General features: G+C 54.4%; 27 protein-coding genes. 26 read left to right on the forward strand and 1 reads right to left on the reverse strand.

All coding sequences use genetic code 11. The annotated features are described in order from the left end of the window. Window positions 1-47 precede the first annotated feature (47 nt). The 26 genes from BUA65_RS04275 to BUA65_RS19315 all read left to right on the forward strand — a co-directional run bounded on the left by BUA65_RS04275 (window position 48) and on the right by BUA65_RS19315 (window position 24410). Window positions 48-1475, forward strand: a complete 1428-nt coding sequence (locus tag BUA65_RS04275; protein WP_072867529.1) for a TadA family conjugal transfer-associated ATPase — start codon at window positions 48-50, stop codon at window positions 1473-1475. A gap of 28 nt (window positions 1476-1503) precedes the next feature. After that, window positions 1504-2472: a type II secretion system F family protein gene (locus BUA65_RS04280; protein WP_072867530.1), complete on the forward strand. Its 969-nt coding sequence runs from the start codon at window positions 1504-1506 to the stop codon at window positions 2470-2472. Window positions 2473-2486: 14 nt separating this feature from the next. Further along, window positions 2487-3413, forward strand: coding sequence for a type II secretion system F family protein (locus BUA65_RS04285; RefSeq protein WP_072867531.1), 927 nt, complete (start codon window positions 2487-2489; stop codon window positions 3411-3413). 57 nt (window positions 3414-3470) lie between these two features. Next, window positions 3471-3839 carry a DUF192 domain-containing protein gene (locus tag BUA65_RS04290; protein WP_131821459.1) on the forward strand — a complete coding sequence of 123 codons (369 nt, stop codon included), beginning with the start codon at window positions 3471-3473 and terminating at the stop codon, window positions 3837-3839. A 133-nt stretch (window positions 3840-3972) separates the two neighbouring features. Further along, window positions 3973-4473, forward strand: coding sequence for a CBS domain-containing protein (locus BUA65_RS04295; protein WP_072867532.1), 501 nt, complete (start codon window positions 3973-3975; stop codon window positions 4471-4473). Between the two features lie 183 nt (window positions 4474-4656). After that, window positions 4657-4806, forward strand: coding sequence for a six-cysteine ranthipeptide SCIFF (gene scfA, locus BUA65_RS04300; protein ID WP_072867533.1), 150 nt, complete (start codon window positions 4657-4659; stop codon window positions 4804-4806). 51 nt (window positions 4807-4857) lie between these two features. Continuing rightward, on the forward strand, window positions 4858-6213 hold the full coding sequence (gene scfB, locus BUA65_RS04305) for a thioether cross-link-forming SCIFF peptide maturase (RefSeq protein ID WP_072867534.1): 1356 nt from the start codon (window positions 4858-4860) through the stop codon (window positions 6211-6213). Between the two features lie 427 nt (window positions 6214-6640). After that, window positions 6641-7963, forward strand: a complete 1323-nt coding sequence (locus tag BUA65_RS18985) for a M23 family metallopeptidase (protein ID WP_072867535.1) — start codon at window positions 6641-6643, stop codon at window positions 7961-7963. A 296-nt stretch (window positions 7964-8259) separates the two neighbouring features. Beyond that, window positions 8260-8838, forward strand: coding sequence for a tetratricopeptide repeat protein (locus BUA65_RS04315; protein ID WP_072867536.1), 579 nt, complete (start codon window positions 8260-8262; stop codon window positions 8836-8838). 304 nt (window positions 8839-9142) lie between these two features. Next, window positions 9143-10048, forward strand: a complete 906-nt coding sequence (locus tag BUA65_RS04320) for a peptidase MA family metallohydrolase (protein WP_084062050.1) — start codon at window positions 9143-9145, stop codon at window positions 10046-10048. A 133-nt stretch (window positions 10049-10181) separates the two neighbouring features. Further along, the gene (gene murA / locus BUA65_RS04325; protein ID WP_072867537.1) at window positions 10182-11495 is read left to right on the forward strand and encodes a UDP-N-acetylglucosamine 1-carboxyvinyltransferase; all 1314 of its coding nucleotides are present in this window, start codon (window positions 10182-10184) and stop codon (window positions 11493-11495) included. A gap of 24 nt (window positions 11496-11519) precedes the next feature. After that, entirely contained in the window at window positions 11520-11999 is a 480-nt protein-coding gene (rlmH, locus tag BUA65_RS04330) for a 23S rRNA (pseudouridine(1915)-N(3))-methyltransferase RlmH (RefSeq protein WP_072867538.1), read from the forward strand. A gap of 263 nt (window positions 12000-12262) precedes the next feature. Then, window positions 12263-12448, forward strand: a complete 186-nt coding sequence (locus BUA65_RS04335; protein WP_072867539.1) for an ATP-binding protein — start codon at window positions 12263-12265, stop codon at window positions 12446-12448. Between the two features lie 120 nt (window positions 12449-12568). Then, complete coding sequence (gene dsrA, locus BUA65_RS04340; RefSeq protein WP_084062052.1) at window positions 12569-13984, forward strand: dissimilatory-type sulfite reductase subunit alpha; 1416 nt, start codon at window positions 12569-12571, stop codon at window positions 13982-13984. Between the two features lie 20 nt (window positions 13985-14004). Further along, on the forward strand, window positions 14005-15192 hold the full coding sequence (gene dsrB, locus BUA65_RS04345) for a dissimilatory-type sulfite reductase subunit beta (protein WP_072867540.1): 1188 nt from the start codon (window positions 14005-14007) through the stop codon (window positions 15190-15192). Window positions 15193-15273: 81 nt separating this feature from the next. Beyond that, a complete protein-coding gene (locus tag BUA65_RS04350; RefSeq protein ID WP_072867541.1) occupies window positions 15274-15510 on the forward strand; it encodes a dissimilatory sulfite reductase D family protein in 237 nt (78 codons plus the stop codon). A 111-nt stretch (window positions 15511-15621) separates the two neighbouring features. Then, window positions 15622-16248: a tetratricopeptide repeat protein gene (locus tag BUA65_RS04355; RefSeq protein ID WP_072867542.1), complete on the forward strand. Its 627-nt coding sequence runs from the start codon at window positions 15622-15624 to the stop codon at window positions 16246-16248. Between the two features lie 23 nt (window positions 16249-16271). Next, window positions 16272-16520: an FmdB family zinc ribbon protein gene (locus BUA65_RS04360; RefSeq protein WP_072867543.1), complete on the forward strand. Its 249-nt coding sequence runs from the start codon at window positions 16272-16274 to the stop codon at window positions 16518-16520. A gap of 16 nt (window positions 16521-16536) precedes the next feature. Beyond that, window positions 16537-17640 (forward strand): DVU0298 family protein, encoded by a 1104-nt coding sequence (locus BUA65_RS04365; RefSeq protein ID WP_072867544.1) that lies wholly within the window; start codon window positions 16537-16539, stop codon window positions 17638-17640. A 177-nt stretch (window positions 17641-17817) separates the two neighbouring features. Next, the gene (locus tag BUA65_RS04370; RefSeq protein ID WP_072867545.1) at window positions 17818-18624 is read left to right on the forward strand and encodes a respiratory nitrate reductase subunit gamma; all 807 of its coding nucleotides are present in this window, start codon (window positions 17818-17820) and stop codon (window positions 18622-18624) included. 14 nt (window positions 18625-18638) lie between these two features. Continuing rightward, the gene (gene dsrK, locus BUA65_RS04375; protein WP_207543849.1) at window positions 18639-20021 is read left to right on the forward strand and encodes a sulfate reduction electron transfer complex DsrMKJOP subunit DsrK; all 1383 of its coding nucleotides are present in this window, start codon (window positions 18639-18641) and stop codon (window positions 20019-20021) included. Window positions 20022-20213: 192 nt separating this feature from the next. Beyond that, complete coding sequence (locus tag BUA65_RS04380; protein WP_072867546.1) at window positions 20214-20531, forward strand: TusE/DsrC/DsvC family sulfur relay protein; 318 nt, start codon at window positions 20214-20216, stop codon at window positions 20529-20531. A 228-nt stretch (window positions 20532-20759) separates the two neighbouring features. Further along, window positions 20760-22169 carry a cobyrinic acid a,c-diamide synthase CobB gene (locus BUA65_RS04385; RefSeq protein ID WP_072867547.1) on the forward strand — a complete coding sequence of 470 codons (1410 nt, stop codon included), beginning with the start codon at window positions 20760-20762 and terminating at the stop codon, window positions 22167-22169. A gap of 309 nt (window positions 22170-22478) precedes the next feature. After that, window positions 22479-22862, forward strand: coding sequence for a winged helix-turn-helix domain-containing protein (locus tag BUA65_RS18780; protein WP_242656227.1), 384 nt, complete (start codon window positions 22479-22481; stop codon window positions 22860-22862). 82 nt (window positions 22863-22944) lie between these two features. Further along, a complete protein-coding gene (locus tag BUA65_RS04395; RefSeq protein WP_072867548.1) occupies window positions 22945-23286 on the forward strand; it encodes a hypothetical protein in 342 nt (113 codons plus the stop codon). Window positions 23287-23306: 20 nt separating this feature from the next. After that, window positions 23307-24410, forward strand: a complete 1104-nt coding sequence (locus BUA65_RS19315) for a HAMP domain-containing protein (protein WP_084062055.1) — start codon at window positions 23307-23309, stop codon at window positions 24408-24410. 913 nt (window positions 24411-25323) lie between these two features. On the opposite strand, the gene BUA65_RS04420 is transcribed toward BUA65_RS19315, so the two are convergent. Next, window positions 25324-25614: a rhodanese-like domain-containing protein gene (locus BUA65_RS04420; protein ID WP_072867549.1), complete on the reverse strand. Its 291-nt coding sequence runs from the start codon at window positions 25612-25614 to the stop codon at window positions 25324-25326. Between the last annotated feature and the right edge of the window lie 323 nt (window positions 25615-25937).

The raw sequence follows: 25937 nt of genomic DNA on the forward strand, positions 1-25937 counted from the left end.
TTTGAAACCACCTGGAAACCGGGAAGGAAAGGAACGGTGACTGCTGCGTGTCTCTCATGAAGCGCCTGGGCAGGACGATGCCAGGGCTGCCTGCAGGTGAAACAGAAACAACCAGCGAAAAAAAGCCGGCTGTGGTGGCCGGCCGGGAGGAGGACGAACAGTTTTCAGAACTGAAAGGCAAGATCTTCCAGCAGATAATTGAGGATCTGGAAGCCGAGATGGCGCGCCAGGACGCGCGCTCCTCCAAAAAAGGCAGGGAGGCTGCCGGGGGGCAGAAAAAGCAGGAGATCTGGCAGCGGGATGTGCTGGCGGAACGGGTGGACGAGATTGTAGGCCAGGTCTTGGAGGCCGAGGAGGCCTTTTTACCGGCTGCCGTCCGCCAGAAGGTGGTAGAAGAAATGCTCAACGACGTGCTCGGCTACGGTCCCATCCAGCCCCTTCTGGATGATCCCACCATTTCCGAGATCATGGTCAACGGGCCGTACAAGGTGTACGTGGAGCGCAAGGGCAAGCTTACGCTTACCGACGTGAAGTTTCGCAACAACGAGCATGTCATGCATGTTATCGAAAAGATCGTTGCTCCCCTGGGCAGGCGAATTGATGAGAGCATGCCCATGGTGGATGCCCGCCTGCCGGACGGCTCGCGGGTCAACGCTATCATTCCGCCGCTGGCTTTAACTGGCCCAACGATTACCATTCGCAAGTTTTCCCGCGATCCGCTGCAAATACAGGACCTCATCCGCTTTGGTTCTCTCACCCCGGAAATGGCCAGGTTTCTGGAGGCCTGCGTGAAGGCGCGGTTGAATATTGTGGTCAGCGGGGGCACCGGTAGCGGCAAAACAACCATGCTCAATGTGCTTTCGTCTTTTATTCCCGAGGACGAGCGCATTGTGACTATTGAGGATTCCGCTGAGCTCCAGTTGAGGCAAGAGCACGTAGTTACTTTGGAATCCCGGCCGCCAAACATTGAGGGCAAGGGGGCCATCACCATTCGCGACCTGGTGAAAAATGCCCTGCGCATGAGACCGGACAGGATTGTAGTGGGTGAGGTGCGTTCCGGCGAAGCGCTGGACATGCTGCAGGCCATGAATACCGGCCACGACGGTTCACTGACCACGGGTCACGCCAACTCGCCCAGGGATATGCTGTCCCGCCTGGAGACGATGGTCCTCATGGCCGGGATGGACCTGCCTGTGCGGGCTATCCGCGAACAGATTGCTTCCGCTGTTGACCTGATCGTGCAACAGAGCCGCTTGAAGGACGGATCGCGCAAAGTGACCCACATTACCGAAGTGCTGGGCATGGAAGGGGAAACCATCGTCATGCAGGACATCTTTATTTTTGAACAGACCGGAGTTGATGAGATGGGCAGGGTGGTGGGCCGCTTTACGGCTACCGGCATCAGGCCCCGCTTTATGCCCAGGCTGGAGGCGGCGGGCATCAGCCTGCCACCGGATATTTTTGCCCGCCGTTAGAGCGGGGGTGTGCGGCAGGTCGATTTAGATGGAATATTTAGCAGGACTTTTGGTATTTTTAAGTGTGTCCCTCTTTGTGTGGGGGCTATTGGGGGATGCCGGTGAGGCAGCCCGGCGGGTGGCCCACCGGCTTAAAGTGTACACCGGCCGGCTGGCCCACTCGCCGTGGAACCCCGCCCTCAAAGAAGAGGAGGGTTTGCCCCCCTGGCAGCGTTTCTTGCGCCGGGTGGGTTCTGCCCTGGCCCCGCGCAGCGCCGCCCAGCGGCTGGAGGCTGAGCTGGCGCGGGCCGGTATCCCCATGCGGGGGGAGGAGTTTATTACCGTACAGCTCGGGGTGACGGCCGGCCTCCCCCTCCTTATGCTGGCCGCCACGCACAACCTGGCGGGAGCAGTGGTGCTCGGCATCTTTGGTTACACTCTGACGAGGATGGTGATAATCCGGGGCAAGGCGGGCCGGGCCAGGAAATTTAACGACCAGCTGGTTGATTCCCTGGCGATAATGGCTAACTCCCTGCGGGCCGGCTTTAGCTTTTTTCAGGCTATGGATACGGTGAGGCGGGAAATGCCCGATCCGATAGCCGGTGAGTTCAGCCGGGCTTTAAGGGAAATCAACCTGGGCAGGTCGGTGGATGAGGCCCTGGAGGGGATGGCCAGGCGGGTAGAAAGCCCTGACCTCGACCTGGTGGTGACAGCAGTGCTCATCCAGCGACAGGTGGGTGGTAACCTGGCAGAGATACTGGACATTATTTCTGAAACAATCCGTGAGCGGATTCGCATCAAAGGTCAGATTCGCACTCTGACGGCTCAGGGGCGGATATCAGGCCTGGTGGTTGGGCTGCTGCCTGTTTTTTTTGGGGCACTACTCCTGGTGATCAGTCCAGACTATTTAAAAGTGCTTTTTACAGAGAAAGCGGGTCTCCTCATGCTGGCGGGCGCGGCTGTATCAGAGCTAGTGGGGTTCCTGTTGATCAGGCAGATCACGAACATCGAGATTTAAGGGGCGAGCTGGACGTGAAACAACTGGCGGTGGTACTCAGTTTTTTGGCAGTCTTTTTCCTGGTCTGGGGGCTGGCTGTGGGGTTGGCTGGGCGCCGGCTGGCTGTGCGTGAACGTTTGGCCAGGCTCAACCAAAAAGCGCGGCGGTTGCCGCTCGAAGACCTGGAAAAGCCATTCTTTGAAAGGGTAATCCTCCCCATCCTGCAGCGCTTTTCAGGCCGCCTGGCGCGCATGATGACCAAGGATAAAAAAGCTCTTTTGGAAAAGCGCCTTCTGATGGCGGGTAACCCCTTTCATATGACGGCAGAGCAGTTTAGGGCCGCCCAGTATCTGTCAGCAATGCTCGGTCTGGGAACGGGTATGCTCCTAGCCGCTGTTTTTCGTGCTGGCCCGCTGTCCATGTTTTTAGGGGAAGTTTCCTTACTTTTAGCCGGCTTTCTCTTGCCGGATCTGCTTTTAAAGTGGCGCATAAAGGCAAGGCAGGAAGCCCTGCGTAAAAGTTTGCCTGATGTCATCGATTTGCTCGCGGTGAGCGTGGAGGCCGGGCTCGGTTTTGATGCTGCCCTGGCCAAGGTGGTCGAAAAGAGCAAGGGGTTTATTGCAGAGGAGTTTGCCCGCGTTTTGGACGAAATCAACATTGGCAAGCCGAGGCGGGACGCCCTGCGCGATATGGCGGCAAGAAACGGGGTCGACGAGTTGACCGTCTTTGTGGGGGCTATAATCCAGGCTGACATGCTGGGTGTAGGTATTACTAACGTGCTGCGCGTTCAGTCCAGGCAGATGAGGCAGTTAAGGCGCCAGCAGGCAGAGGAGAGGGCCATGAAGGCCCCCGTAAAAATGCTTATTCCCATGGTCGTGTTTATTTTTCCGGTTATTTTTATTATCCTGCTGGGACCCGGTGTCATAAAGCTCATTAAGGAATTTTCCAGGATATACAAGTAAAGTTTACTTACTGGCCTGGAGGTTTCGGAGCCGGTGGCGAAAAAAAGGGGAGGGTTTTTGGAAGTAAGAATTGGGGAAAGAAATTTGCCGCTGAAAGTACGGCCGGCGTTTGGTTTTTGGGCCCGGTTGAAGGGATGGATGTTTGCGACTCCCCCCGGCGAAGAGGAAGGGCTTTTACTCTCACCCTGCAGACGCATCCACACGTGGGGAATGCGCTTTTCAATTGACGCCGTCTATCTGGACAGAAGCGGTAGGGTACTGGCAGTAGAAGATAACCTGCCGCCCGGACGGGTAGGAGGTACTTATGAAGGCTGCAGCCAAGTGCTGGAATTGAAAGCCGGGTCGGCGCGGGCCTGCGGTATTGTGGCCGGCGATACCCTTACCTTTTCCGGTGTCACCTGCCGGGGATATCAGAACCCCCCTTAAAACACTTTAAATGAGTGGTTTTTATAGTAGACTATACTTAAGCAGGCTAAGCCATGGGAAAAGACAGGACCGGTGAGTTATGTTAAGGTGTGGTTGGAAGGGCACAGGTAAAAAATAGGGAGGGGGGCTTTTTATGCCTGAAACGAAAAAAGTTGGGGAGATCATGGTGCCGCTGTCCGAATACCCGGTGGTGTATGAGACCGATACCTTGAAGGATGCCATTAAGGTGCTTAGAAATTACCGCGCCGCCGGCCACGAGCACCGTTCGCTGCTGGTTTTCAGTAAGACCAAGAAAGTGGGGGATGAAGAGCGGTTGGTGGGAATTCTCACCACCCGGGACATCCTCAATGCCATTAAGAAAAACCGCATGCTTTACGACAATACTGAACTCTTCACCATGTCCTGGGCCTTTTTCTACCGCAGAGAACCCCTCAATGAGCTTACCGTGACCAGGGTGGGGCAGGCCATCCGGCCCCTGGTCGATGCTTACGTACAGGCTGACGATACCGTAACCAGGGCCATCGAACTGATGATGACCAAAAACGTGAATATCCTGCCCGTGTTCGAAGGTAAAAAAGCCGTAGGCATCATCAGGGCGATTGATCTCCTGGACTACATCGCCGGGATGCTTTGAGGGATTGAAACCATCTACCTGTGTCCGTTTTAAAACGCTTTTTAACCCGCCGGTTTTCACTGTGTTAGACCTGCGAACTTGTTGGGGGTCCGGTTCAAGCTACAGGCATTGGATCTTGTCTGGGAGACCTGGACCGGGGTATAATGTAGATAGGCTTAACAAAAGGAGGCGGATTTTGATTCAATGGGCAAGCACATCAAGACCATCAGCCGCCCCTCCCTGGCCAAGACTGTTCAGGGCAGGGGCTGCGGGGAATGCCAGACTTCCTGCCAGTCGGCCTGCAAGACCTCCTGCACCGTGGGCAACCAGGCCTGCATGAAGGAGGACAAGTAATGGAAAACCTGATCCCGTACGGGATGAGGTTTTTTTCTTGAGGGAAGGGCTATGATCCATAAGTTTATCTTTGACGATCACCGCATTGTACTGGATGTCAACAGCGGAGCTGTGCACCTGGTGGATGAACTGACCTGGCACCTGCTGGACGATTATCCCCTTCTCAGCCCCCGGGATTTAGTAGCCAAGCACTCCCGTTGTTACCCGGTGTCCGAAGTGCAGGAGGCCGTTAGGGAAATCGAAGAGCTGGTCCGGGAAGGCCTGTTGTTTTCTCCCGACCCCTTAAACGGCCATTATGAACCGGCGTGTAACGAGGTGGTCAAGGCCCTTTGTCTGCACCTGGCCCATGACTGCAACCTGGCCTGCCGCTACTGTTTTGCCGGCCAGGGTCATTTCGGCGGCCCAAGCGGGCTGATGCCTTTGGAAACTGGGCGGCAGGCGCTGGATTTTCTTTTTGCCGCTTCCGGCTCCCGGCGGCATGTGGAAGTTGATTTCTTCGGGGGAGAGCCGCTGTTGAACTTTTCCGTCCTGCAGGCTCTTGTGGAGTACGGCCGGCAGCGGGCTGCCCAACTGGGCAAGGTAATCAAGTTTACCGTGACCACCAATGCCTTACTCCTCACTCCGGAAGTAGGCCGCTACTTAAACGAGAACGATCTGGCTGTCGTGCTCAGCCTGGACGGGCGGCAGGAAATCCACGATGCCATGCGCATCTTTCCCGGCGGCAGGGGTTCCTACGGGCGGGTGCTGGAAAACATCAGCCGTTTCGTTTCCTCCCGACCGGGGGGTGAATATTATGTGCGTGGTACCTTTACACGCCATAACCTGGATTTTTCCCGGGACGTGCTCCATATGGCCGACCTGGGCTTTGAGCACATCTCGGTGGAGCCCGTAGTGGCTCCTTATCGGGAGGAGTATGCCCTGCAACCCCAGGACGTGCCCCTCATCTGTGAGGAATATGAAGCACTAACCCGGCAACTACTCAGCCGCGCCCGTAAGGGCCAGCGGATAAACTTCTTCCACTTTAACATAGACCTGGGCGGGGGACCGTGTCTGCCCAAGCGCCTGACGGGGTGCGGGGCCGGCAGGGAATACCTGGCCGTTTCGCCCGAGGGTAAACTTTACCCCTGCCACCAGTTTGTCGGTCGCTCGGAATACTGCATGGGGGACGTGGAGCGGGGAATCGTACGACCCGAGCTGGTGGAAGAGTTTCGGGCCGCCCATGTGTATAACAAAGATGCCTGCAGGGGCTGCTGGGCCCGTTTTTACTGCAGCGGCGGCTGCCATGCCAATGCCCACGCTTTTCACGGCAATATCTTTACTCCCTATGAAATCGCCTGTGACCTGATTAAAAAGAGGATTGAATGCGCCCTGTATTTAAAGGCGGCCCTGTCGAGCGAAAGCGCTTAAATCACGGACTCCACCTTTGGCCCGGGTTCAACCCGGGCTAAAATTTTCGCCATAAACTTGAAAAACAAAAGAAATTAAAAGCAAATTTGCCATACCCCGACCATAAAAGGCTTTAATGGACAAAATTCATAGTGTTATAACGCCCTTATCAGTTATATATTTATAGAAGGTTGACATGGCCTGACAGGCAACCTGTTTTTTGTATTCGGGTTGCCGGTTGTCTGGTTGTGCAACCAGTCTTTCACCAAAGGAGTAGACACCCATGACGCTTTCAGCGCCACCAACAGAGAATGAAAAGGGCCGCCGTTTTGCACGGAAGCGAGAGACGTTGAGCCGAGCAGATGCCAATGCTGTATTTTCCTCCCGCCCCAGGCTCTCTTTTGTGTCCCAATACATCGATGGTCTTAGGCAAGCGGTGCGCCGAATATTGATCGAGGATCCCCTGACTCCGGCCCAGGTAATATGTCTAGTGGCCATTACCATAGTGGTAATGACTTACGGTTCTCTCTTGACGCGTGCTTCCGGCGGCTGGACCCTGCTGGTGGACGACCGGGTGGTGGCCGTATGTTCCGACCGGGAGACGCTGGAGACAGTCATTCATAAAAAGTTCTACTTTGGGGAATCTACCGGTGATCTCCTTCGGAGGGTGACCATCCGCCCAGCCGCTGTGGGAGAGGGCCCGCTGTTGTTAGATGACCGGCAACTGGAGGAAAATCTCGCCCGGGCTCTGGGTGCCGGGGCCCGGGGCACTGCCCTGTTGGTAAACGGTGCGATTAAGCTGGTGGTAGCCGACCGTGAAATTGCCAGCCGGTTGTTGGAAAAATTAAAAGAGCGGTACAGCGTTCCCGGAGCGGATGTTCGCCTGGTGGAAGAAGTAAGCTTTAAAGAAGTACGGGCGCCAGCACATACCATTTTAGGGTTCGAGGAGGCCCTTGATTTCGTTTGCACGGGGGGGCGCCAGCTTGACCGCTACACCGTTAGGGCCGGAGATACCCTGTGGACCATTGCTGCCGGGACAGGCATGACGGTGGAAGAGTTGCAGGCCGCAAATCCGGGTTTGACCCCCGAGAGACTGCAGATAGGCCAGAAGCTTAATTTATCCCGCACTGTGCCGGTGATCAACGTTCTGGCTACTGCGCGGCGCACCGAAAAGCGGGAAGTGCCTTTCACGGAGGAACGGCGGCGGGATAACAGTATGTATCGCGGCCAGCAACGGATTATACAACCGGGGAAACCCGGCCTGGAGGAGGTCACTTACCAGGTCGCCTACTTAAACGGCCGGGAAATGAGCAGGGACGTACTGGACAGGCGGGTGATCAGGAAATCCCAGACCCGGATAGTAGCGGTGGGCTCGCGTGTGCTCCTGGCTTCCCGTTCGGCGACGGGGGGCGGGCTGGCCTGGCCTACGGTGGGGGCCATCGAGTCGCCCTTTGGGCTGCGTTGGGGACGGCTGCATTCCGGTGTGGACATAGCCGCGGGTACGGGCACCCCGGTTCGGGCTGCCGAGTCGGGACGGGTAGTCAGCGCAGGCTGGAATGGCGGCTACGGACTGACAGTGGATGTTTACCACGGGGATGGCGTGGTTACCCGTTACGCCCACCTGTCCAGGATTGAGGTGCGGGTTGGCCAGCGTGTGGAACGCGGCCAGTTACTGGGAAGGGTAGGGAGCACCGGTAATGCCACCGGGCCCCACCTGCACTTTGAGGTGCTGGTCAACGGGCAGCCCGTCAATCCGGCGCGGTTTTTATAAAGCGTAGTTTTAGCCACGCGGGTTATTAGCGGGGCGAAATCCCGGTTTTAAAGGGATTATCCAGTTTAGTTTAAAACGACACACCCCTCCTTAACTGGATGACCTTAAAGGAGGGGCGTTTTTATGCGCCATTGCATCAACCAATCCTTACCATTTATAACACACAACTTGCTTTTTCTCCGCTAAAATATGCCGTACAATTGCAGGGATAAACCATTTAATGGTCCTGTTCAGCCTGAGGAACAATTGTGGTATAATGGTCGAAAAACATTTTGCTTTAAAAAGGGGTAGTAGCCATGGCTTTTTCTTACCGTGAACGCAAAAAACGGCGCCAGCGGATTGCCTTTATTATCCTCACCGTTTTCCTTTCCCTGGGTTTACTGGGAACTTCCATCGGCTGGTTTTTTAACTTTCACGCTGCCAACGCACCCTCGGGGGTGCAACAGCCGTCCCTGGAAAAAATAATTGCCGATCTGGAGTCCCAGGCCAAAGCTAACCCTGAAGATGCCGACATTGCCGCACGGCTGGCCAGGGCCTACCTGGATGCGGGAAAGATGGATCAGGCTCTTAAAACCTACGATAAAGCCGTCCAACTGAGGCCGGAAAACAGTGATTTTCGCATCGAGCTGGCCCTGGTGCAGTTTTTGCTGGGACATTACGACGAGGCCGTAGCCAATTTTAAAGAGGAAATCAAGCGTCATCCCGACAATGCTCGGGCCCACTATTATTACGGCCAGGTCCTGGCCCTGGGGAAGGGGGATTACGAGAGCGGCATCCGGGAGCTGGAAAAGTTCATTCAGCTTGCCGGTCAGGGGGATGACGTGGCTCAGGCGCGTAAAATGATCGAGGAGTGGAAGGCGCAGTTGAAAAAGTAAATAAGCCGGGAACCGCTTACTGCTACTGGTGGATGTGTATCAGGCGGTAACTGGCTTTGGATAACGCCAGGCCCCGGCGGGTTAAAAGACAAGGGATTGACAGAGTATCGCTTGACCCGGCGGGGTTGCCTTTAGTTTCCTCTAGGAGGAGGACCCTGCTGACGTTATAATTTAAAGAGAAAAATCTTAAATAAGGCCCCTAAAGGAGGCCCTTATTTTTTAATAAGTTTTAATAGTTAATAAGCTAATAAGCTAATAAGCTAATTAGCCGTGGTAATATGTTATTAATGGGAAGTGAACGCCTGTGAACATTTACCCGCTGATTCAAACTCAACCTCCCCCCGGCACGGGGCAGCTTTTGCACTGGTTCCGGTTGAAATTATTGGCCGTTTTTGTGGCCCTGGCGTTTCTCCTGGTCATAAGGGTGCCCGGGCAAATACGGGGGTACGTTTACCATATCTTTCGCGAGGCGGCCCGAGCCCAGGCGCTGATCAGCACCCGCCATATGCTCACCCTTTCCGATAGCCTGTTCGTAGTGCGCTACTATCCCGAGGATGCCGACAGCGCCCGGCTGGTCTTAAAAGCAACCCGGGAGTTCTACCCGTTGGTAGCGCGGGACTTTCGCTTTTCCGCCAGGAAAAAGATCCTCCTGGTTGTCCATCCCACGCGGGAGTCGCTGAATGCCAGTTTTGGCTGGCCGGCCAGCGAAAGTGCCATGGGCGTGTACTGGGCGGGGGTGATCAGGGTTCTTTCGCCCGGCGCCTGGATCGATGCCCGGGATCCCCAAAAGGTGGAAGAGGTTTTTGTTGCCTCGGGGCCGGTGGCTCATGAGTTAACTCACCTGGTGGTGGACTATCTTGCCCGGGGCAATGTACCCCGCTGGTTCACCGAAGGGGTCGCCCAGTACGAGGAATACAGGCTCACCGGCTTCCGGCTTGCTGGAACCGGGGATTTTGCGGGTCAGCCGCTCTATGACTTCGGGGAGATGGAGCGAAATTTTGATGAACTGCCCGACCAGACCCTGGCCTACTGGCAGTCCCTGGCGGCCGTGGAATACCTGGTGGAAGTATATGGTGAAGAAAGTTTGCATAAAATTTTAGCAGCGTTGGGACAAGGGCGGGATATGGATGGTGCCCTGCAACAGGTTACCGGACGGGCTCTGGACCAGTTCGCTGCCGGCTTCCGCTCGTGGCTCGGGCAAAAACTATAAGAAAAAGTCAAGACTGTTCTCCCCCGGTGCCCTTGCGGATGATTGTAGGAAAAGCCGGCTTTGTGGCAGGAATTGTGGAGGGGGATCGAGAATATAGGTTTAGTTCTTTCATGACGGGAGGAAAACGTTTTCTATGGATAAATTAGTTGTCGCCGGGGGAATATCCCTGCGGGGGCGGGTTGCCATTAGCGGGGCCAAAAACGCTTCCCTGGCCATTTTGTGTGCGGCCGTCATGGCCGGCGAGCTGGTAACCCTGGAAAATGTACCCGACATCAGGGATGTACAGGTAATGGTGGACATCCTCCGCTCCCTGGGGGCGCAAATACACCGCACCACCCCCAGTGGCAGCTTGCGCATCCTCATGACGGAACCGCCTGCCCAAATGCCCCCTTACCACCTGGCCAAGCAACTGCGTGCTTCCAATTTGTTGCTGGGTCCCCTGGTGGCCCGTTTTGGCCGGGCGGAAATCCCCCTACCTGGGGGGTGCAACATCGGGACGAGACCCATGGATTTGCATTTCAAAGGCCTGACCGCCCTGGGAGCGCAGCTTTCCCTTGAGCGTGGTACAGTGGTCGCGCGGGCCGCCGGGCTCGAGGGGAACCGGGTGTACCTGGATTTCCCCAGTGTAGGGGCCACGGAAAATATCATGATGGCTGCTTGTCTGGCCCAGGGGCAGACGGTGATCGAGAATGCCGCCCGGGAGCCGGAAGTGGTGGATCTGGCCAACTTTTTGAACTGCCTGGGAGCCAGGGTGCGGGGAGCAGGTACCGATGTAATCAAGATCGAAGGCGTGGATTCCCTGGGCGGTTGCCTGCGCTATGCGGTTATTCCCGACCGCATTGAAGCGGGCACCTTTATGGTGGCGGCGGCTGCCACCCGGGGAGAGGTAATTCTGGAAAATGTCATTCCCCGTCACCTGGAGCCTCTCATTGCTAAACTGCGGGAGGCCGGGGTGGAGATAGAGGAAGAGGAGGACCGCATCCGGGTCAGGGCCAGCGGGCCTTTGAGCCCCATCGACATTAAGACCATGCCTTATCCGGGGTTTCCCACGGACATGCAGTCCCAAATGATGGCCCTTTTGTCTACTATTCCCGGAACTAGCGTGATCGTGGAAAATATTTTTGAAAACCGCTTCAAAGTGGTCGATGAGCTGAAACGCATGGGTGCCCGGATCAAGGTGGAAGGCCGCTTGGCCGTGGTGGAAGGCGTGGAGCGGCTGCAAGGGGCCTGCGTTCGGGCTACCGACCTGCGGGCGGGGGCCGCCTTGGTGGTGGCCGGGCTCATGGCTGAAGGTGAAACCCGGATCGGCAACGTGGTCTATATAGACCGGGGCTATTTCAATCTGGAACAAAAGCTGAAGATGCTTGGTGCCAGGATCTGGCGTACTTCATCTGAAGCGGATGCCCCGGCGCAAAACGGCACGGCCAGGAAGAGCGCCATGGTTTAAAACTACCGGTAACGGGAAGAGTCGATGCAAATTACACTGCTTTGTGTTGGAAGGCTGAAGGAAGATTTCCTGCGACTGGCCCAAAGGGAATACCTCAAGCGGCTTAAGCCCTATGCCCGGATTGAGGTGGTGGAGGTCAGGGAGGAAGCCCTGCCCCCGGCCGGGGAAATGGGGGCGGTCAAGGCTGTCCTGAAAAAAGAGGGAGATCACCTGTTACAGAGGATTCCGGATAACAGCTATGTGATCGCCCTGGACAGGGAGGGGGTAATGCTTACCTCCGAGGAATTTGCCGGCTTCCTGCACGACCTCAGTTTGCGGGGGCAGAACAGGTTGTGTTTTATCATCGGGGGGAGCGCAGGGCTGGCCGGGGCCGTCCTGGCCAGGGCCTCCATGCGTCTTTCCTTTTCTAAATTTACTTTTCCCCACCAGTTAATGCGCATTATCTTGCTGGAACAGGTATACCGGGCCTTTAAAATCATCCGTGGTGAAAGGTACCACCGCTAGGAGGTACCGGTCCGGAAGACGCCGGACGGAGCTGCATGGTAGCAGGAAAAGTTCATTTTTTGACGAACTAATTAAAAAGAATTAAGGAAATTATCTTTTCTTTTGTTAAAATTTTTTATCGTTAAATTGGGCCTTTTCGGGAGGAATAGGTTAAAACGCATCGAATTACTAAGTGGTTGGAGGCCTGTCAGGAGGGGTTAGTGAAGAGGCTCGTGAGCAAAAGGACAAATCCTTATTTCTAAAAACCAAAAGGAGGTAGTTTTATGTACGTAGTAACAGTAGATCGCGAGAAGTGCGAGGGTTGTGGCGAGTGCGTGGATTCCTGCCCGGGCAGCGTGCTGGAAATGAAGGATGGCAAAGCATTCGTGGTCAATTCCGATGATTGCCTCGGATGCGAAACATGTGTTTCCGTCTGCCCGTCGGGAGCAGTGACGCTGGAAGAAAGATAGGCAATTTAACGAAAGAGGGGTGAGAGGAGAAAGGTTGTTCTGTCTTTAGGTTCAGGTAATTCCAGGTATGGGTGTTGCGAGAGGCAAAGATACATTTAGCGTTATAAAGGAGGCGTGCTGATGTTTGAACCAAAGAGGCCTCAAAAAGAACTGAAATATGAAGAGCTTCGGATTTATACTGATGAGGAACTGAAAAACTTTACTGAAGAAGAATTAAAAGAATTTAAAATAAAACATGAAATCCCCGCCGTGGAAGAGCTGGAGAAAGGACCCTGGCCCAGCTTTGTGGCCGATGCTAAACAGGAAGCCCTGCGCCGCAGAAAGCTTGCCGACGACCGGATGATGATCGACCGGTACGTGGTGGAGGATCTGCTGGGTCAGCTGGAGCTTTCCTTTAAGGACGGCGAGACCCACTGGAAGCACGGCGGTATCGTGGGTGTATTTGGCTATGGCGGCGGCGTCATCGGGCGGTACTCCGACGTACCGGAAAAGTTCCCGGGCATTGCCCATTTCCATACCATCCGCGTTAACCAGCCAGCCAGCAAGTTCTATAAGAGCGACTTCCTGCGCGCCCTCGCTGATCTCTGGGAGTATCGGGGCAGCGGCCTGTTCAACATGCACGGTTCGACGGGGGATATTATTCTCCTGGGAACTACCACCGAACAGCTTGAGCCCATTTTCTACGACATGACTCACGAATTGGATCAGGACCTCGGCGGATCCGGTTCCAACTTGCGGACACCCTCCTGCTGTATCGGTAAAGCCCGCTGCGAATGGGCCTGCTACGACACCCAGGAAATGTGCTATGAGATGACCATGCATTACCAGGACGAGCTGCACCGCCCGGCCTTCCCGTACAAATTTAAGTTCAAGTTCGACGGCTGCCCCAACTGCTGCGTGGCTTCCATTGCTCGTGCCGACATTGCCTTTATCGGTACATGGCGCGATGAGATCCGCATCGACCAGGAAGCTGTAAAAGCGTACATTGCCGGTGACATTGTACCCAGGGGAGGCTCCCACAAAGGCAGAGAGTGGGGTAAATTTGATATTCAAAAGGAAGTTATTGACCTCTGCCCGTCCCAGTGCATGAGGATGGAAGACGGCAAGCTGGTTATCGACAACAAGGAATGCGTGCGCTGCATGCACTGCATTAACGTGATGCCGCAGGCGCTCAGGCCCGGTAAAGATACCGGCGTAAGCATCCTGGTGGGTGCGAAGGCTCCTATCCTCGAAGGTGCTCAAATAGCGCAGGTTATCGTGCCCTTTATGAAGGCGGAGCCGCCGTATGACAATGTGAAAGAAGTTATCGAGAGAATCTGGGAATTCTGGATGGAAGAAGGTAAGAACCGCGAGCGTGTTGGAGAGCTCATCCAGCGTGTTGGCTTGCCCAAGTTCCTGGAGGTAATCGGCCTGCCGCCTGCTCCGCAAATGATCAAGGCGCCACGTGCCAACCCGTACATCTTCTGGAAGGAAGAGGACGTACCCGGCGGATTTGAAAGAGACATTAAAGATTTCCGGGCCAGACACAAGAGGTAAATTATAAGGGGGTTTGTTGGATGGCTCTTTCCACTGGGAGATTCGGTAAATACGATCCGCAAAATCCAACCAAAGATAGAATTACGGATATAGGTCCGCGCCATTACTGGGAAAACTTCCCGCCTGTGATTCAAAAGAACTACGGCAAGTGGCTGTACCACGAGATTGTCGAGCCGGGCGTGCTGGTGCACGTTTCCGAAACCGGTGACAAGGTATATACGGTGCGTTGCGGCTCGCCCCGCTTAATGACCGCTCAGCACATACGGGAAATTTGTGACATTGCCGACAAGTACTGCGACGGCTATGTGCGCTTCACCACCCGCAACAACATCGAGTTTATCGTGGACAGCCTTGAGAAGGTGGAAGCCCTTAAAAAGGATCTGTGGAGCCGCAAGTTTGTTTCCGGGAGCTATAAGTTCCCCATTGGAGGTACAGGAGCGAGTATCACCAATATCGTGCACACCCAGGGATATGTACACTGCCACACTCCGGCCACGGATGCTTCTTCCCTGGTCAAGGCTGTCATGGACGAGCTGTTTGATTACTTCACCGGCATGACCCTGCCGGCCAAGGTGCGGGTGGCGGTGGCCTGCTGCCTGAACATGTGCGGCGCAGTTCACTGCTCGGACATCGCCCTGCTCGGTATTCACCGGAAGCCCCCGATCATTGACCACGAGGTCATTGATCAGGTCTGCGAGCTTCCCCTGGTCATTTCTTCCTGCCCCCTGGGCGCCATTTCGCCTGACAAGACCCCGGAAGGCAGGAGGACCCTCAAGATTAAGGTTGAGCGCTGCATGTTCTGCGGCAACTGCTACACCATGTGCCCGGCTCTGCCCATTGCCGACAAGGAAGGCGACGGCGTAGCCATCCTGGTGGGCGGCAAGATCTCCAATGCGGTCAGCGAGCCCAAGTTCTCCAAGGTAGTGGTGGCTTACCTGCCCAACAACTTCCCGCGGTTCCCGGAAGTGGTCCAGACCGTGAAGAAGATTGTGGAAGTTTATGCCTCCGATGCCCGGAAGCATGAGCGCCTGGGCGACTGGGCCGAGCGTATCGGCTGGGAGAAATTCTTTGAAAAGACCGGTATACCGTTTACCGAGCACCTCATTGACGATTACCGCCTGGCCTACGACACGTTCCGGACCAGCACCCAGTTCAAGTTCACGGAAGCAGCCTGGAATGTTTGCAAGGCAGCCGGTGGAATTGACTAAATCTGTGGCGGGCAGGCGTTTGCACAAAACGCCTGCCCCGGTCACTTCTATTTATGGCGATAGAAAGGGTGGGATTATCTGATGGAAGAGATTAAAAAAGCGATTTTAGAGTTTGCCAGTGCCAGCAAGAAAACCAGATTCTATTTTAAGGATATGGAAAAGGCAGTACAGGAAAAGATCCCCACTGCCAAGGCCAGGGAAATTAAGAAGGCTGCCAGCGAGCTGATCAACGAAGGAACGCTGATCTACTTCTCCACCGGCAGCACAACCATGTACGGCTTGAAGGACAGGTGCGCTTCCGACGAGCCACAGCAATAGACTTTATATTAAATTACCAGGCCTGGTTATTTTTTGTTCTGATGGCGCTCGGAACGGCTTGCTATTCGCTACGAGTAGCGGCCTTAATTTTTGCCGGATGGGGGGTGTACCATGGAAAACGCCAACGTCTCCCAAACCTTTATGGAAAAACAGGTGAACATGCTGCAGAGCAACCCCGGTTGTGCCACGGCCAAATACAACCTGGGGGTAATGCTCATGGAGCAGGGCAGGTTGGAGGAAGCAAAAACCCTCTTTGAAGAAGCCATTGCCGATGGAACCCGGATGTTTGAGGCTTACGTCAACCTGGGTTATATCTATTTCAAACAGGGAAACCTGGAAAAAGTAGAGGAATGCAACCGCAGGGCGGTGCAAATCGAACCCCGTTATGCCCGTGGTTATGCCAATCTGGGGTTTGCCTACCTGCAGATGGAAAAAACCGATGAGGCCATTGAAGTGCTCCACAAAGCAATAGAGTTAAACCCCAGAATAGTCCAGGCATGGTGCAACCTGGCCAACGCCTATCTCCAAAAAGGCGAACTGGATCGGGCGGTAGAGACCAACCAAAAACTGCTGGAAATGGCACCCGATTTTTCACTGGGTCATAACAACCTGGCCTACGCTTATTATTTGAAGGGGGATATGATCCGGGCCGCCGAACACCTGAAACGTGCCCTGGAGCTGGGATTTGAGGCTCATCCGGATTTTTTGAAGGAGATGGAACCATACCTCGAAAAATAAAAGGATGACAGGGGGAACTGCTTGTGCCCATCTACGAGTTCAGATGCCTGAATTGTGGCGGTCTTTTCGAAAAACTGTTCTTGAACCCAAATGAGCAAGTGGAAATTCGCTGCCCCCAGTGCCAGTCCGACTCCTTCGAGCGTGTGATCAGCCGGGTCAATTACGTGGACAAGACGGGAGCGGGCGGGAGCGCGCCGAAAGTGGTCACCAAGTCGTGCAGCCCGGGGAATACCTGCGCGACCTTTGAAATACCGGGCCCCGGTGAAAAATAAACATGGGGAGTCGATCATGAGGGGAAGGCCTCCTTTAAAGGACTATGTTCAAATACCCGAATGTCCTTTTTGTGGCATGAACATTGAGCGACCTCAAGAGGTGGAGGCTACAGCAAACTCGCCTGGAATGCCCGTCGGTTCCTGTACTTGCGGCGCGGTATACGCCTTTGACGTCTCGGGCCGGAATCTGGGTTCCGCTTTCATAGAAGCACTGGTGTTTGCGTGCAACATGGACTGGGATATGGCCTGGGGGCTGCTCCCGGATAAAGACTACCGGGAAGAGATCGTCAAAAATTACGATCCGCAAAACCACCTGATCATTCCGGGAGGTTTTTTTGAGGGCAGGAAAATAGTCGGAGCCCTTTATTTCATCAAGTTAAACAGCAGAGGTGCCGGGGTATTGCCGGACGGGCCTCCTGTTTCTTGTATATCCATAAAAAAAGAAAAAGAAGCAGGTTTAAATTTTATTGAAAGGAAAAAAGTTTCCAAAAAAGAACTGGAGGCCTGGGTGAAGCAGTACCGGGTGGAAAACGTGCTCCGGGCCGCCCATCAGGACCACAAGATTCTCTGGCTGTTAAGGCGGTTGCTGTGTGCCAGTGACCCTCTCCTCCGTTTGCGGGCGGCTGAGCTGATGGGCAGGGCGGCCAAAGTGATTGCCCTGGAAAACCCCGGTATAGTATCCGAGCTTTTGAAAGCGCTGATAAATTCCCTTGCCGATTCCGGTGCGTCGATCTGGGCAACGCTTGACGCCGTGGGGGAAATTATGGGTAACTCCATTGATAAATTTTCCGGATATCTTCCCGCTTTACTGGCACTTGTACATGAGGAACACCTGCAGGTGGATGCCCTGCGGGCCCTGCACAGGATTGCCTGCGCAAACCCGGAACTGCTCAGGAAGTTTTCGTCCCTTTTTACCCCCCTCCTTTGGCATAACAAACCGGAATCGCGGGGTTATGCCGTCCTTATCCTCGGTGCCCTGGGAGAAACCGGGATAAGGAAGGAACTGGAATCGCTGCGGGGAGACGGCTCGGAAATAGTCCTCTACGAGAGCGGACAGCTAATTAAAAAAGCTGTTGGCCGGCTTGCTGAAGACGTTCTAAGGGGTATGAACCAGCTATAAGTAATTTTTTCCTTGAGCAGGAATCGCCAAAAACCATGCCGAATAATCAATCGTGAAAGTTATTTTTTTCTATAGGACCATAAATCATACCGGTAGAAAGGGAGGGGTTTAATGGCGGGTCATTAAATAAAGCAGGTACGGGCTGTGGGGGAGAAGTAAAAGAGGAGGTGTCGATTTGTGACCTACTTTATTGCCCAAATACTGCCCTATATAACGGTTACCGTTTTTGTTCTCGGGGTTGTTTACCGCCTCTGGCGCTGGGCGGCATCGCGTATCGTGCATAACATTACCCTTTCACCCTTTCCCCAGACCAAAACAGAGGTTGCGGGCATTTACCTGCGGGAAATCTTGCTTTTTCGCAACGTCTTCAACTTCGACCGCCCGCTGTGGGTAGGCGCCTGGCCCATGCATATAGCTTTGCTCAATGTGATTGGCGGTCACGTGGTGGGCTTTTACTTCCTGGGCAAACAGTTTGTTTACCTGGGGGCGTCTGAAGCCCTGAGCAAGTATTTATCCAACCTGCTGGGAACGGTTTTTGGAATAATCCTGCTGGCCGGGCTGCTGTACCTCTTGTACAGGCGGATTGCCATTGACAAGGTCAGGCAGGTGTCCAACCCGAGCGACTACCTCATGCTGCTTTTGCTCATTTCCATTGTATCCATAGGCAACTTCATGCGCCTGGTTCCGGAATACGGTATGCACTACGAACCGGTAAAGGAGTATTTTACTACTCTTATCCTGTTCCAGCCGGCAGCGATTCCCGAAGGTAATCCTTTCTTCATCATCCACTTGTTGCTGGCCCAGATCCTGATTATGATCCTCCCCTTCAGCAAGCTGATGCACCTGTTTGGCATGTTCGGCATGCGCTGGATTGAAAACCGGGTCTATAAGGAGCCGGCTCCCGGGTTGCCCAACGTGGACGTGGCCGCTGCCCGGGCCAGGGGAACCGGCCTTTCGTCCGCCAGCAGCACAGACGTGGCTTAGAGGGGGTGTAACAGTTGCCAGAGTATAAGGGATTGAAAATGCCGGCAAAAGCCTCAGCCGAGGAGATGCGCCAGATACACATCGAGCCGGTACCCGATGACCAAAAGGTTGAAATGGCTATCCAGTATCTGGACGAGATGCGCAAGAAGTTCCGTTCCTTCGTGCTGGCCATGGAGTCGTGCGTGAAATGCGGCCTGTGTGCCGAAAACTGCCATACCTACCTGGGGACCAGGGACCCGAACAATATTCCCACCAACCGGGCGGAGCTGATCCGGAAAATATACCGGCGCTACTTTACCCTGGAAGGGCGTTGGTTCGGTAAACTGGTGGGGGCGGAGGACCTGAACCTGGACATCATCGAACAATGGTATTCTTACTTTTACCAGTGCAACGAGTGCCGGCGTTGTGCCCATGTCTGTCCTTTTGGCATCGATACCTGCGAGGTGACCATGATTGGACGCCAGATCCTCCACTGGCTCGGCATTGTGCCCAAGCTGCATGCCAGTGTGGGGGCGGCCATGGAAAGGACGGGCAACCATACCGGCCTGACCAAGCCGGCCATTGTGGATACCCTGGAGTTTCTTTCCGAGGAAATTAAAGATGAGTTCGGCGTCGACGTGGAATTTCCCGTGGATAAAGAGGGGGCAGACATCATGTACGTGCCCTCCTCCGCCGACTTCTTGCTCAACCCGTATACGTTGATGGGTGCGGGGATGTTTTTCACGTATATCGGCGCCAACTGGACCATACCCAGCACCATCACCGAGGCGGGTAATTTCGGCCTGCTTTTCGACCAGCAGCACACCATGCGGCACAACTTCACACGCCTTTTGCATGCAGCCCAGAAACTTGGCGTCAAAAAGATCGTCTGGGGCGAGTGCGGTCACGGCTGGCGGGCATGGAAGATGTACCTCCCGGGTATGGCCGATTTACCCCTCCGCTGGCCCATTACCCACATTCACGACGAAGTGGCCTACTACATCCGCACCAACCAGTTGAAGCTGGACCCGTACAAGCTCGGCCGTCCGGTAACCCTTCACGACCCCTGCAACTACGTGCGGGCCTGCGGTTTGGCTGAAACAATGCGTACGGTGATCCGGGCATGTGTGGCCGATTTCAGGGAAATGTATCCGAACAAAGAAAATAATTTCTGCTGCGGCGGCGGTTCGGCGATACTCTTTGATGACCCCGAAATGTACCAGCTGCGCATAAAATTCTCCCAGAAAAAGGCCGAACAGGTCCGGGCCACCGGGGTGGGCAAGGACGGAAACGGCATCCTGTGCGCACCGTGCTCCATCTGCAAGGCCCAGCTGTATCCAATGGTAGAAGAGCACGAGCTGGGAGTGGAGGTTAAAGGTTTAATTGACCTCGTAGGCATGGCCCTGGTCTGGAAGTAAGCTGCAAGGAAACGAGTTTTCTTAAATCATTGACTTGTTTATCGAGGAGTGATATTCTTTTAAGGGGGTGGTCGAGCTCCACACGGGCTCCATAGGCATCTGGCCCGGGGTTATTAATAAACAAGTGAACTTTTGTGGGTTAGGGGAAAGGCATATGTTAAACAATGATAAACTAATGGAGGTGTTAAGCACATGCCATCCATCAACGTAAATGGCGTGGAAATTGAGCAGGACGAGGACGGATTCATTGTTGACCCGAGTCTTTGGAACGAGGATGTAGCCAAGGCGCTCGCTGCTCAGGAAGGTATCTCCGAGTTGACCGAGGAGCACTGGAAGGTAGTCAACTACCTGCGCAACTACTACCTGCAGTTCCAGATTGCCCCCATGATCCGCAAGCTCTGCAAAGAGACCGGCTTTAGCCTGAAGAAGATTTACGAGTTGTTCCCGTCCGGCCCGGCTAAGGGTGCCTGTAAAGTGGCCGGGTTGCCGAAACCGACCGGTTGCGTGTAATACCGGGAATAACCGGCAATGTGCGTTTATTTTTGGTTAAATTAACGGGTCGCCCGGCTTCAGGGCGACCAACCTATCTGCAAACTGCTTTCGGGGCACGGACTTAAGCAATGAATGCCGGCAGGCGACGGTTTATCCGGCAGTGTAGCTTATGGCTGTGCCCATTTCATGGTACGGGGTGCTCGGCGTGAGGCATGACATGAGTGCCATGAGGGAAGTGAAACAAAAATGCAGCAACATCATATACCTCGTCTGGTAATTGGTGCACCCCGGGGCCGCTCTGGAAAAACAACGGTAACCATTGGCCTGCTGGCCGCCCTGGTTTATGGCTTAAAACTGGTGGTGCAGCCCTTTAAAAAGGGGCCGGACTTTATAGACCCCAGCTGGCTCAGCCGCATAGCCGGGCGGGCGTGCCGCAACCTGGACGGTTTTCTCATGTCCCGCGAAACAATCCGGTCTTCCTTCGTGCGCCACAGCCGTGATGCCGACATAGCCGTGGTGGAAGGGGCTATGGGCCTTTTTGACGGCGTGGACCTGGAGGGGAGCGGCAGCACCGCGGAAATAGCCAAGGCCATTGCCGCGCCGGTGATTATGGTGGTCGACACCACCCGGATGACCCGCAGTGTGGCCCCCCTGGTACAGGGGTTTATGCATTTCGATCCGCAGGTAACTGTCGCCGGGGTAATCTTAAATCAAGTGGCGCGCCCGCGCCACGAACAAATGCTGCGCGGGGCCCTGGAAAAATACTGCGGGGTTTCCGTAGTGGGCGTGATCCCCAAGGGCAGAAAGTTAATCATCCCCGACCGCCACCTGGGGCTAATTCCTGCCGGGGAGCGGGACGAGCTGGATCAGACGCTGGAGGAAATTGCCCGGGTGGCCCGGGAATGCTTGGACCTGGAGGGGATTTTAGCCATTGCCCGCCAGGCCCCGCCCCTGGAGGATATTTCCGGTGGCGTGAAAGCTGTCGGGGAAATACCGCGCACCGGCGGTCCATTGATCGGCGTGTTTCGTGACCGGGCTTTCTCCTTCTATTACCCTGAAAACCTGGAGGCACTGGAAGAAGCCGGTGCAAGGCTCGTTTTTATCGACGCCCTGCGGGATTGGGAGTTGCCGGAAGTGGACGCCCTTTACATTGGAGGCGGCTTTCCCGAGGTATTTGCCGGTCAGCTGGAGGCAAATGAGGGATTGCGTAAATCCGTGTGCCGGGCCATTGAAGCCGGCCTGCCGGTGTATGCGGAGTGCGGCGGTTTGATGTATCTGGGCCGCCTGCTGACCTGGCAGGGCCGCACCTACCAGATGTGCGGCGCACTGCCCTTTGATGTGGTGATGGATGGCAGGCCCTGCGGCCACGGGTATGAAGTAGTGGAAGTAACGGGGGAAAACCCCTTTTTCCCCACCGGCAGTCTCATCCGGGGGCATGAATTTCACCACTCCCGCCTGGTGAACATGGATCCGGATTTGCGCTACGCTTTCCGGGTGCTGCGGGGCTGCGGGATAGACGGAGAGAAAGACGGTCTCGTCTACAAGGGTGTTCTGGCGGCCTACAACCACATTCATGCGCTGGCCGTGCCCCAGTGGGCGGAAGCGCTGGTTAGCCGGGCGCGGCAATGGCGCAGGACAACCAGGACGGCTAAATAGAAAAGCGGGGATAAGGGAGAGGCGGAAAGGCGCCGCAGAGGGTACTCTGCGGCGCGACGCTTTTTTGGGGGTCAGTAAAACCGCTTAGTTAACTGCGTAGCCGCGTCCCTACACCCGGGACTGCAACAGCAGTCCCTGACCCCAAAGAAAGGGTAGTCTACCCGGACATGCGGACCCTAAAAGCATAGCATTAGTTCACAAACTTTCCAATCTTTTTTCACAGTTTGTTCACAATTAGTGTGTATAATACACGCAGGGAAAACAGTTAAAAAATTCCTGTACAATCAGTCGGGAAAGGAGGTGCCAAGCGTGCAGGAGCATACCGGAACCATACTGGTCGTGGAGGACGAGGAACCGGTAAGGGACCAGGCGGAGGAAAGAAAAAACGCCCAGGTAATTACCTGGCCTGGTCTGGTAATAGATAACAACGCTAAAAATGTAGAAATGAACGGGCGGGTTGTGCCGATGCCTCCCAAGGAATTTGACCTGCTGTGGTTTTTGGCCTGCCATCCCGGCCAGGTCTGGACCCGGGAGCAGCTTTTGCAGCAAATCTGGGAATATGATTACCTGGGCGATCCCCGCACAGTGGACACCCATATTAAGCGTTTACGCGAAAAACTAAGCGCCCATACGGGCCGCCGGTACATAAAAACAGTGTGGGGCCGGGGCTATAAATTTGAGGTTGGAAACTGAATGTTTAAAAGTTTATTCGGCAAGCTGATGTCCACATACATCGCCATCATTTTAATCACCCTACTTGTGCTGGGTATGGCCAATGTCCTACCTGTTGGGGGATTATTATTACTCTGCCAAAGAGGCGGAATTGTTGAATAAAGGCCGGGAAGTGGCGCGGATTATCGCGGAAAATACGGAGCAGAACCGGCCCGCCGCTGATGTTGTGGACACATTAAACCGTTTTTGGGAAAACCGCATGGTTATGATTAGCAAGGATATTCTTATGCTGATGGCCCGCAGCGAATTCTACAACAATACCCGGCGCTTCTGGCTGGAACCCGCGGACGCCCAAATATTATTGGAGGGGAAAACCGTTTCCAGGCGGGCTATCTTCCACGTCCTGAACAATTGGTTATCTTTGTGGCAGTACCTGTCGAGGTAAATAACGAAGTGGCCGGGGCAGTGTTTTTATCAGCTCCGCTGGCGGACGTAACTGACGCGGTGGGAGCTGTGCGCAGGTTAATGTTCTTGGCCGCACTCCCCGCCCTTTTGCTGGCGGCCCTGCTGGGGCTATATTTATCCCGCTCCATAGCCCGGCCACTACGCCGGTTAAGCGACGCTGCGGTGCAGATAGCGGGCGGAGATTACCGGCAGCGAATCGAGCTTAAATCCGCTGATGAATTCGGCTACCTGGCGCAAAATTTCAACCGGATGGCCATGTCCCTGGAAGAGACCGTGGGCGCCCTGGCCCGGGAAAAGGAGAAGATAGAAAATATCCTCGCTAACATGGCCGAAGGTGTGGTGGCTGTGGATGGCTCAAGCCGGGTGATTTTGCTTAACAGACAGGCGATCCGCACCCTCGGCTTGGGGGAATCTGCGGACTTAACAGTGCAACTCTATGGGGAACCTGTTCCGGACAGCCAGTTAAAAGAACTGTTTGCAGCCGTACTGGCATCCGGGGAGACGTGCAGCAGGGAATATACGCCCGATGACGGGCATAGCTACTTCCTCGTCCACGTTTCTCCGTTAATTGATCAGGCAGGCAACAACTTTGGCGCTGTGGGCGTATTGCAGGACATTACAGAACTCAAGAAACTGGATCAACTGCGCCGGGATTTTGTGGCCAACGTATCCCACGAGCTGCGCACTCCCCTGACTTCGGTTCAGGGTTACGTGGAAGCTATGCTGGACCGCGCTATTCCAAGCGAAGACCGCGGTGAACCTCCCCCGGGACAAGCCCGGGGGCTTCGTCCCGAAGGTTTCAAAAATGTGCAGGTGATCCGGCATGGTTTCCATCTGGATGAGTGTGTATCCGTAAGCGTTGCAGATTTCTTGGATTGTCGGTTTTACGACGTCTTCTACCTTGCCGGTAATTACCTTGTGCCGGTATTTTGGGCAAAACACGATATGGTAATTGATGTTGTAGACACAGTGGTTCGTTTTTCCATTCATACCATGATTATAGTGCTAGAACGGGTGTTTGTGAATACACTTGTCGCCCTAACGGGCGATGCCCCGCTCGATCCACCCCACAAAGGGGTGGGTTTTCAGGGGCGGTTTCTATAAATTTCGGGCCTTTCTCACTGCCCTGGGCATTATTGTGGGCGCGGCCACCATTTTATTGGTGGTGGCCGTGGGCAAGGGCGGTTTGTTCAGGTTATTTTAAATAATTAAGGGAGGAATAGTATATGGTTGAATTCCTTGGCTGGCTCGGTTTATTACTGCTCATAGGGACCCTTATGCCATTTTTTTTACGCCGCTTACACCTTTGGCAAAGGGAAGTAACCTTTTTAGCACGTATTCATCACTACTTAGCTTTGACCTGCCTGGTGGTATTAACCCTGCATGGTCTTTGGGCTCTTAACGGACGGCGAGGGTGGGGAGCCTGGATACATGTTAAGGCTGAGATGATTTCTGGAGTACTTACTTGGTCGATACTTTTAGCCGTATGTATGTTGGCCTTAACTTCGTTACGACAGAAACGTTTTTCACGCACCCATTGCTGGCTGGTGGGATTACTGGTTCTGCTAGTGTTTTATCACATTTAGCACATTGCCATTGCGGGCGTTACTAAGGATATTCGCTTAACAGGGCGTAGCCCTTAAAAGGGCCCAGGGGGCATCGCACCTGGCGGGGGATTTCGATCGGAGCAGGTTTCCCCGGGAACGGTGCTCGCCAGGGTGGGCAATACAGGGCTGTCCACCGGGCCGCATGTGCATTTGTAAGTCCGGGTTAACGGCCGGCCGGTGGACCCGGGGCAATATTTTTAATGTATACACTGGATTAACCGTTGTTATGCAATGCGTTAAAAACGCGACATGGCGGTATTAAGATCAAAACCACCAATGAGGGGTGTGGAAAATTGACTGATTCAGGTGCAACCTGCTTTTTGTTGCCCTGGCCGCTTTTGTGGTGGGGGTGATGTTTGCCGGGGGATACCTTGTTTGCTGTAGGCGTTCAAGAACCATAGTAGGTAAACTTAACTCTTGCCGTCCTCCGTAACCAAATCATATCCTTCGCGCACCCAGTCAATTTTACCGCCGGCCAGGTTATATACATTTTGGTATTTGGTACCTAATAATACTTCCGCCACCCGGTAACTTTTGCTGCCCGTTTCGCATATCAGCACAATGGCATCTGATGGCGTTGCTCCCAGCGACTCCAGGTATTGTTCCGACCTGGTCCGCAGCAGTCTTAAATCTCCCGGCAGTGAACCTTTGATGTGGCCCTCTTTGTATTCCCCCGGCGTGCTGACATCAATAAGAAACAAATTTTGTGTGGAAGATATTGTAGATTTTCAAATTGATTCGGGAAAAATCTTTAAATTAAATTGGGGCAACCAACTGGTGGAACAAAGGAAATTCTCATTTTAAACCGGTAATCACAAAAATAATTTTTAAATTCCGCCGGCATTTCCATCGAAAACCCAAAAAAGAAAAACCGGCTACCCGAAAGAGGCAGCCGGTGGTAATACCGCTCAAAACCGGTTAAACGGATATTTTTTCTTAAGGGCCAGAATTTCCGCCCGTGCTTCCAGCAACTTTTCTCTGAACACGGCAGCAAACCAGGCCGGCCGGTTTCTGGTCGGCGGAT

The sequence above is a fragment of the Desulfofundulus thermosubterraneus DSM 16057 genome, from assembly GCF_900142025.1.
In the GTDB taxonomy this organism is placed as follows: Bacteria; Bacillota; Desulfotomaculia; order Desulfotomaculales; family Desulfovirgulaceae; genus Desulfofundulus; species Desulfofundulus thermosubterraneus.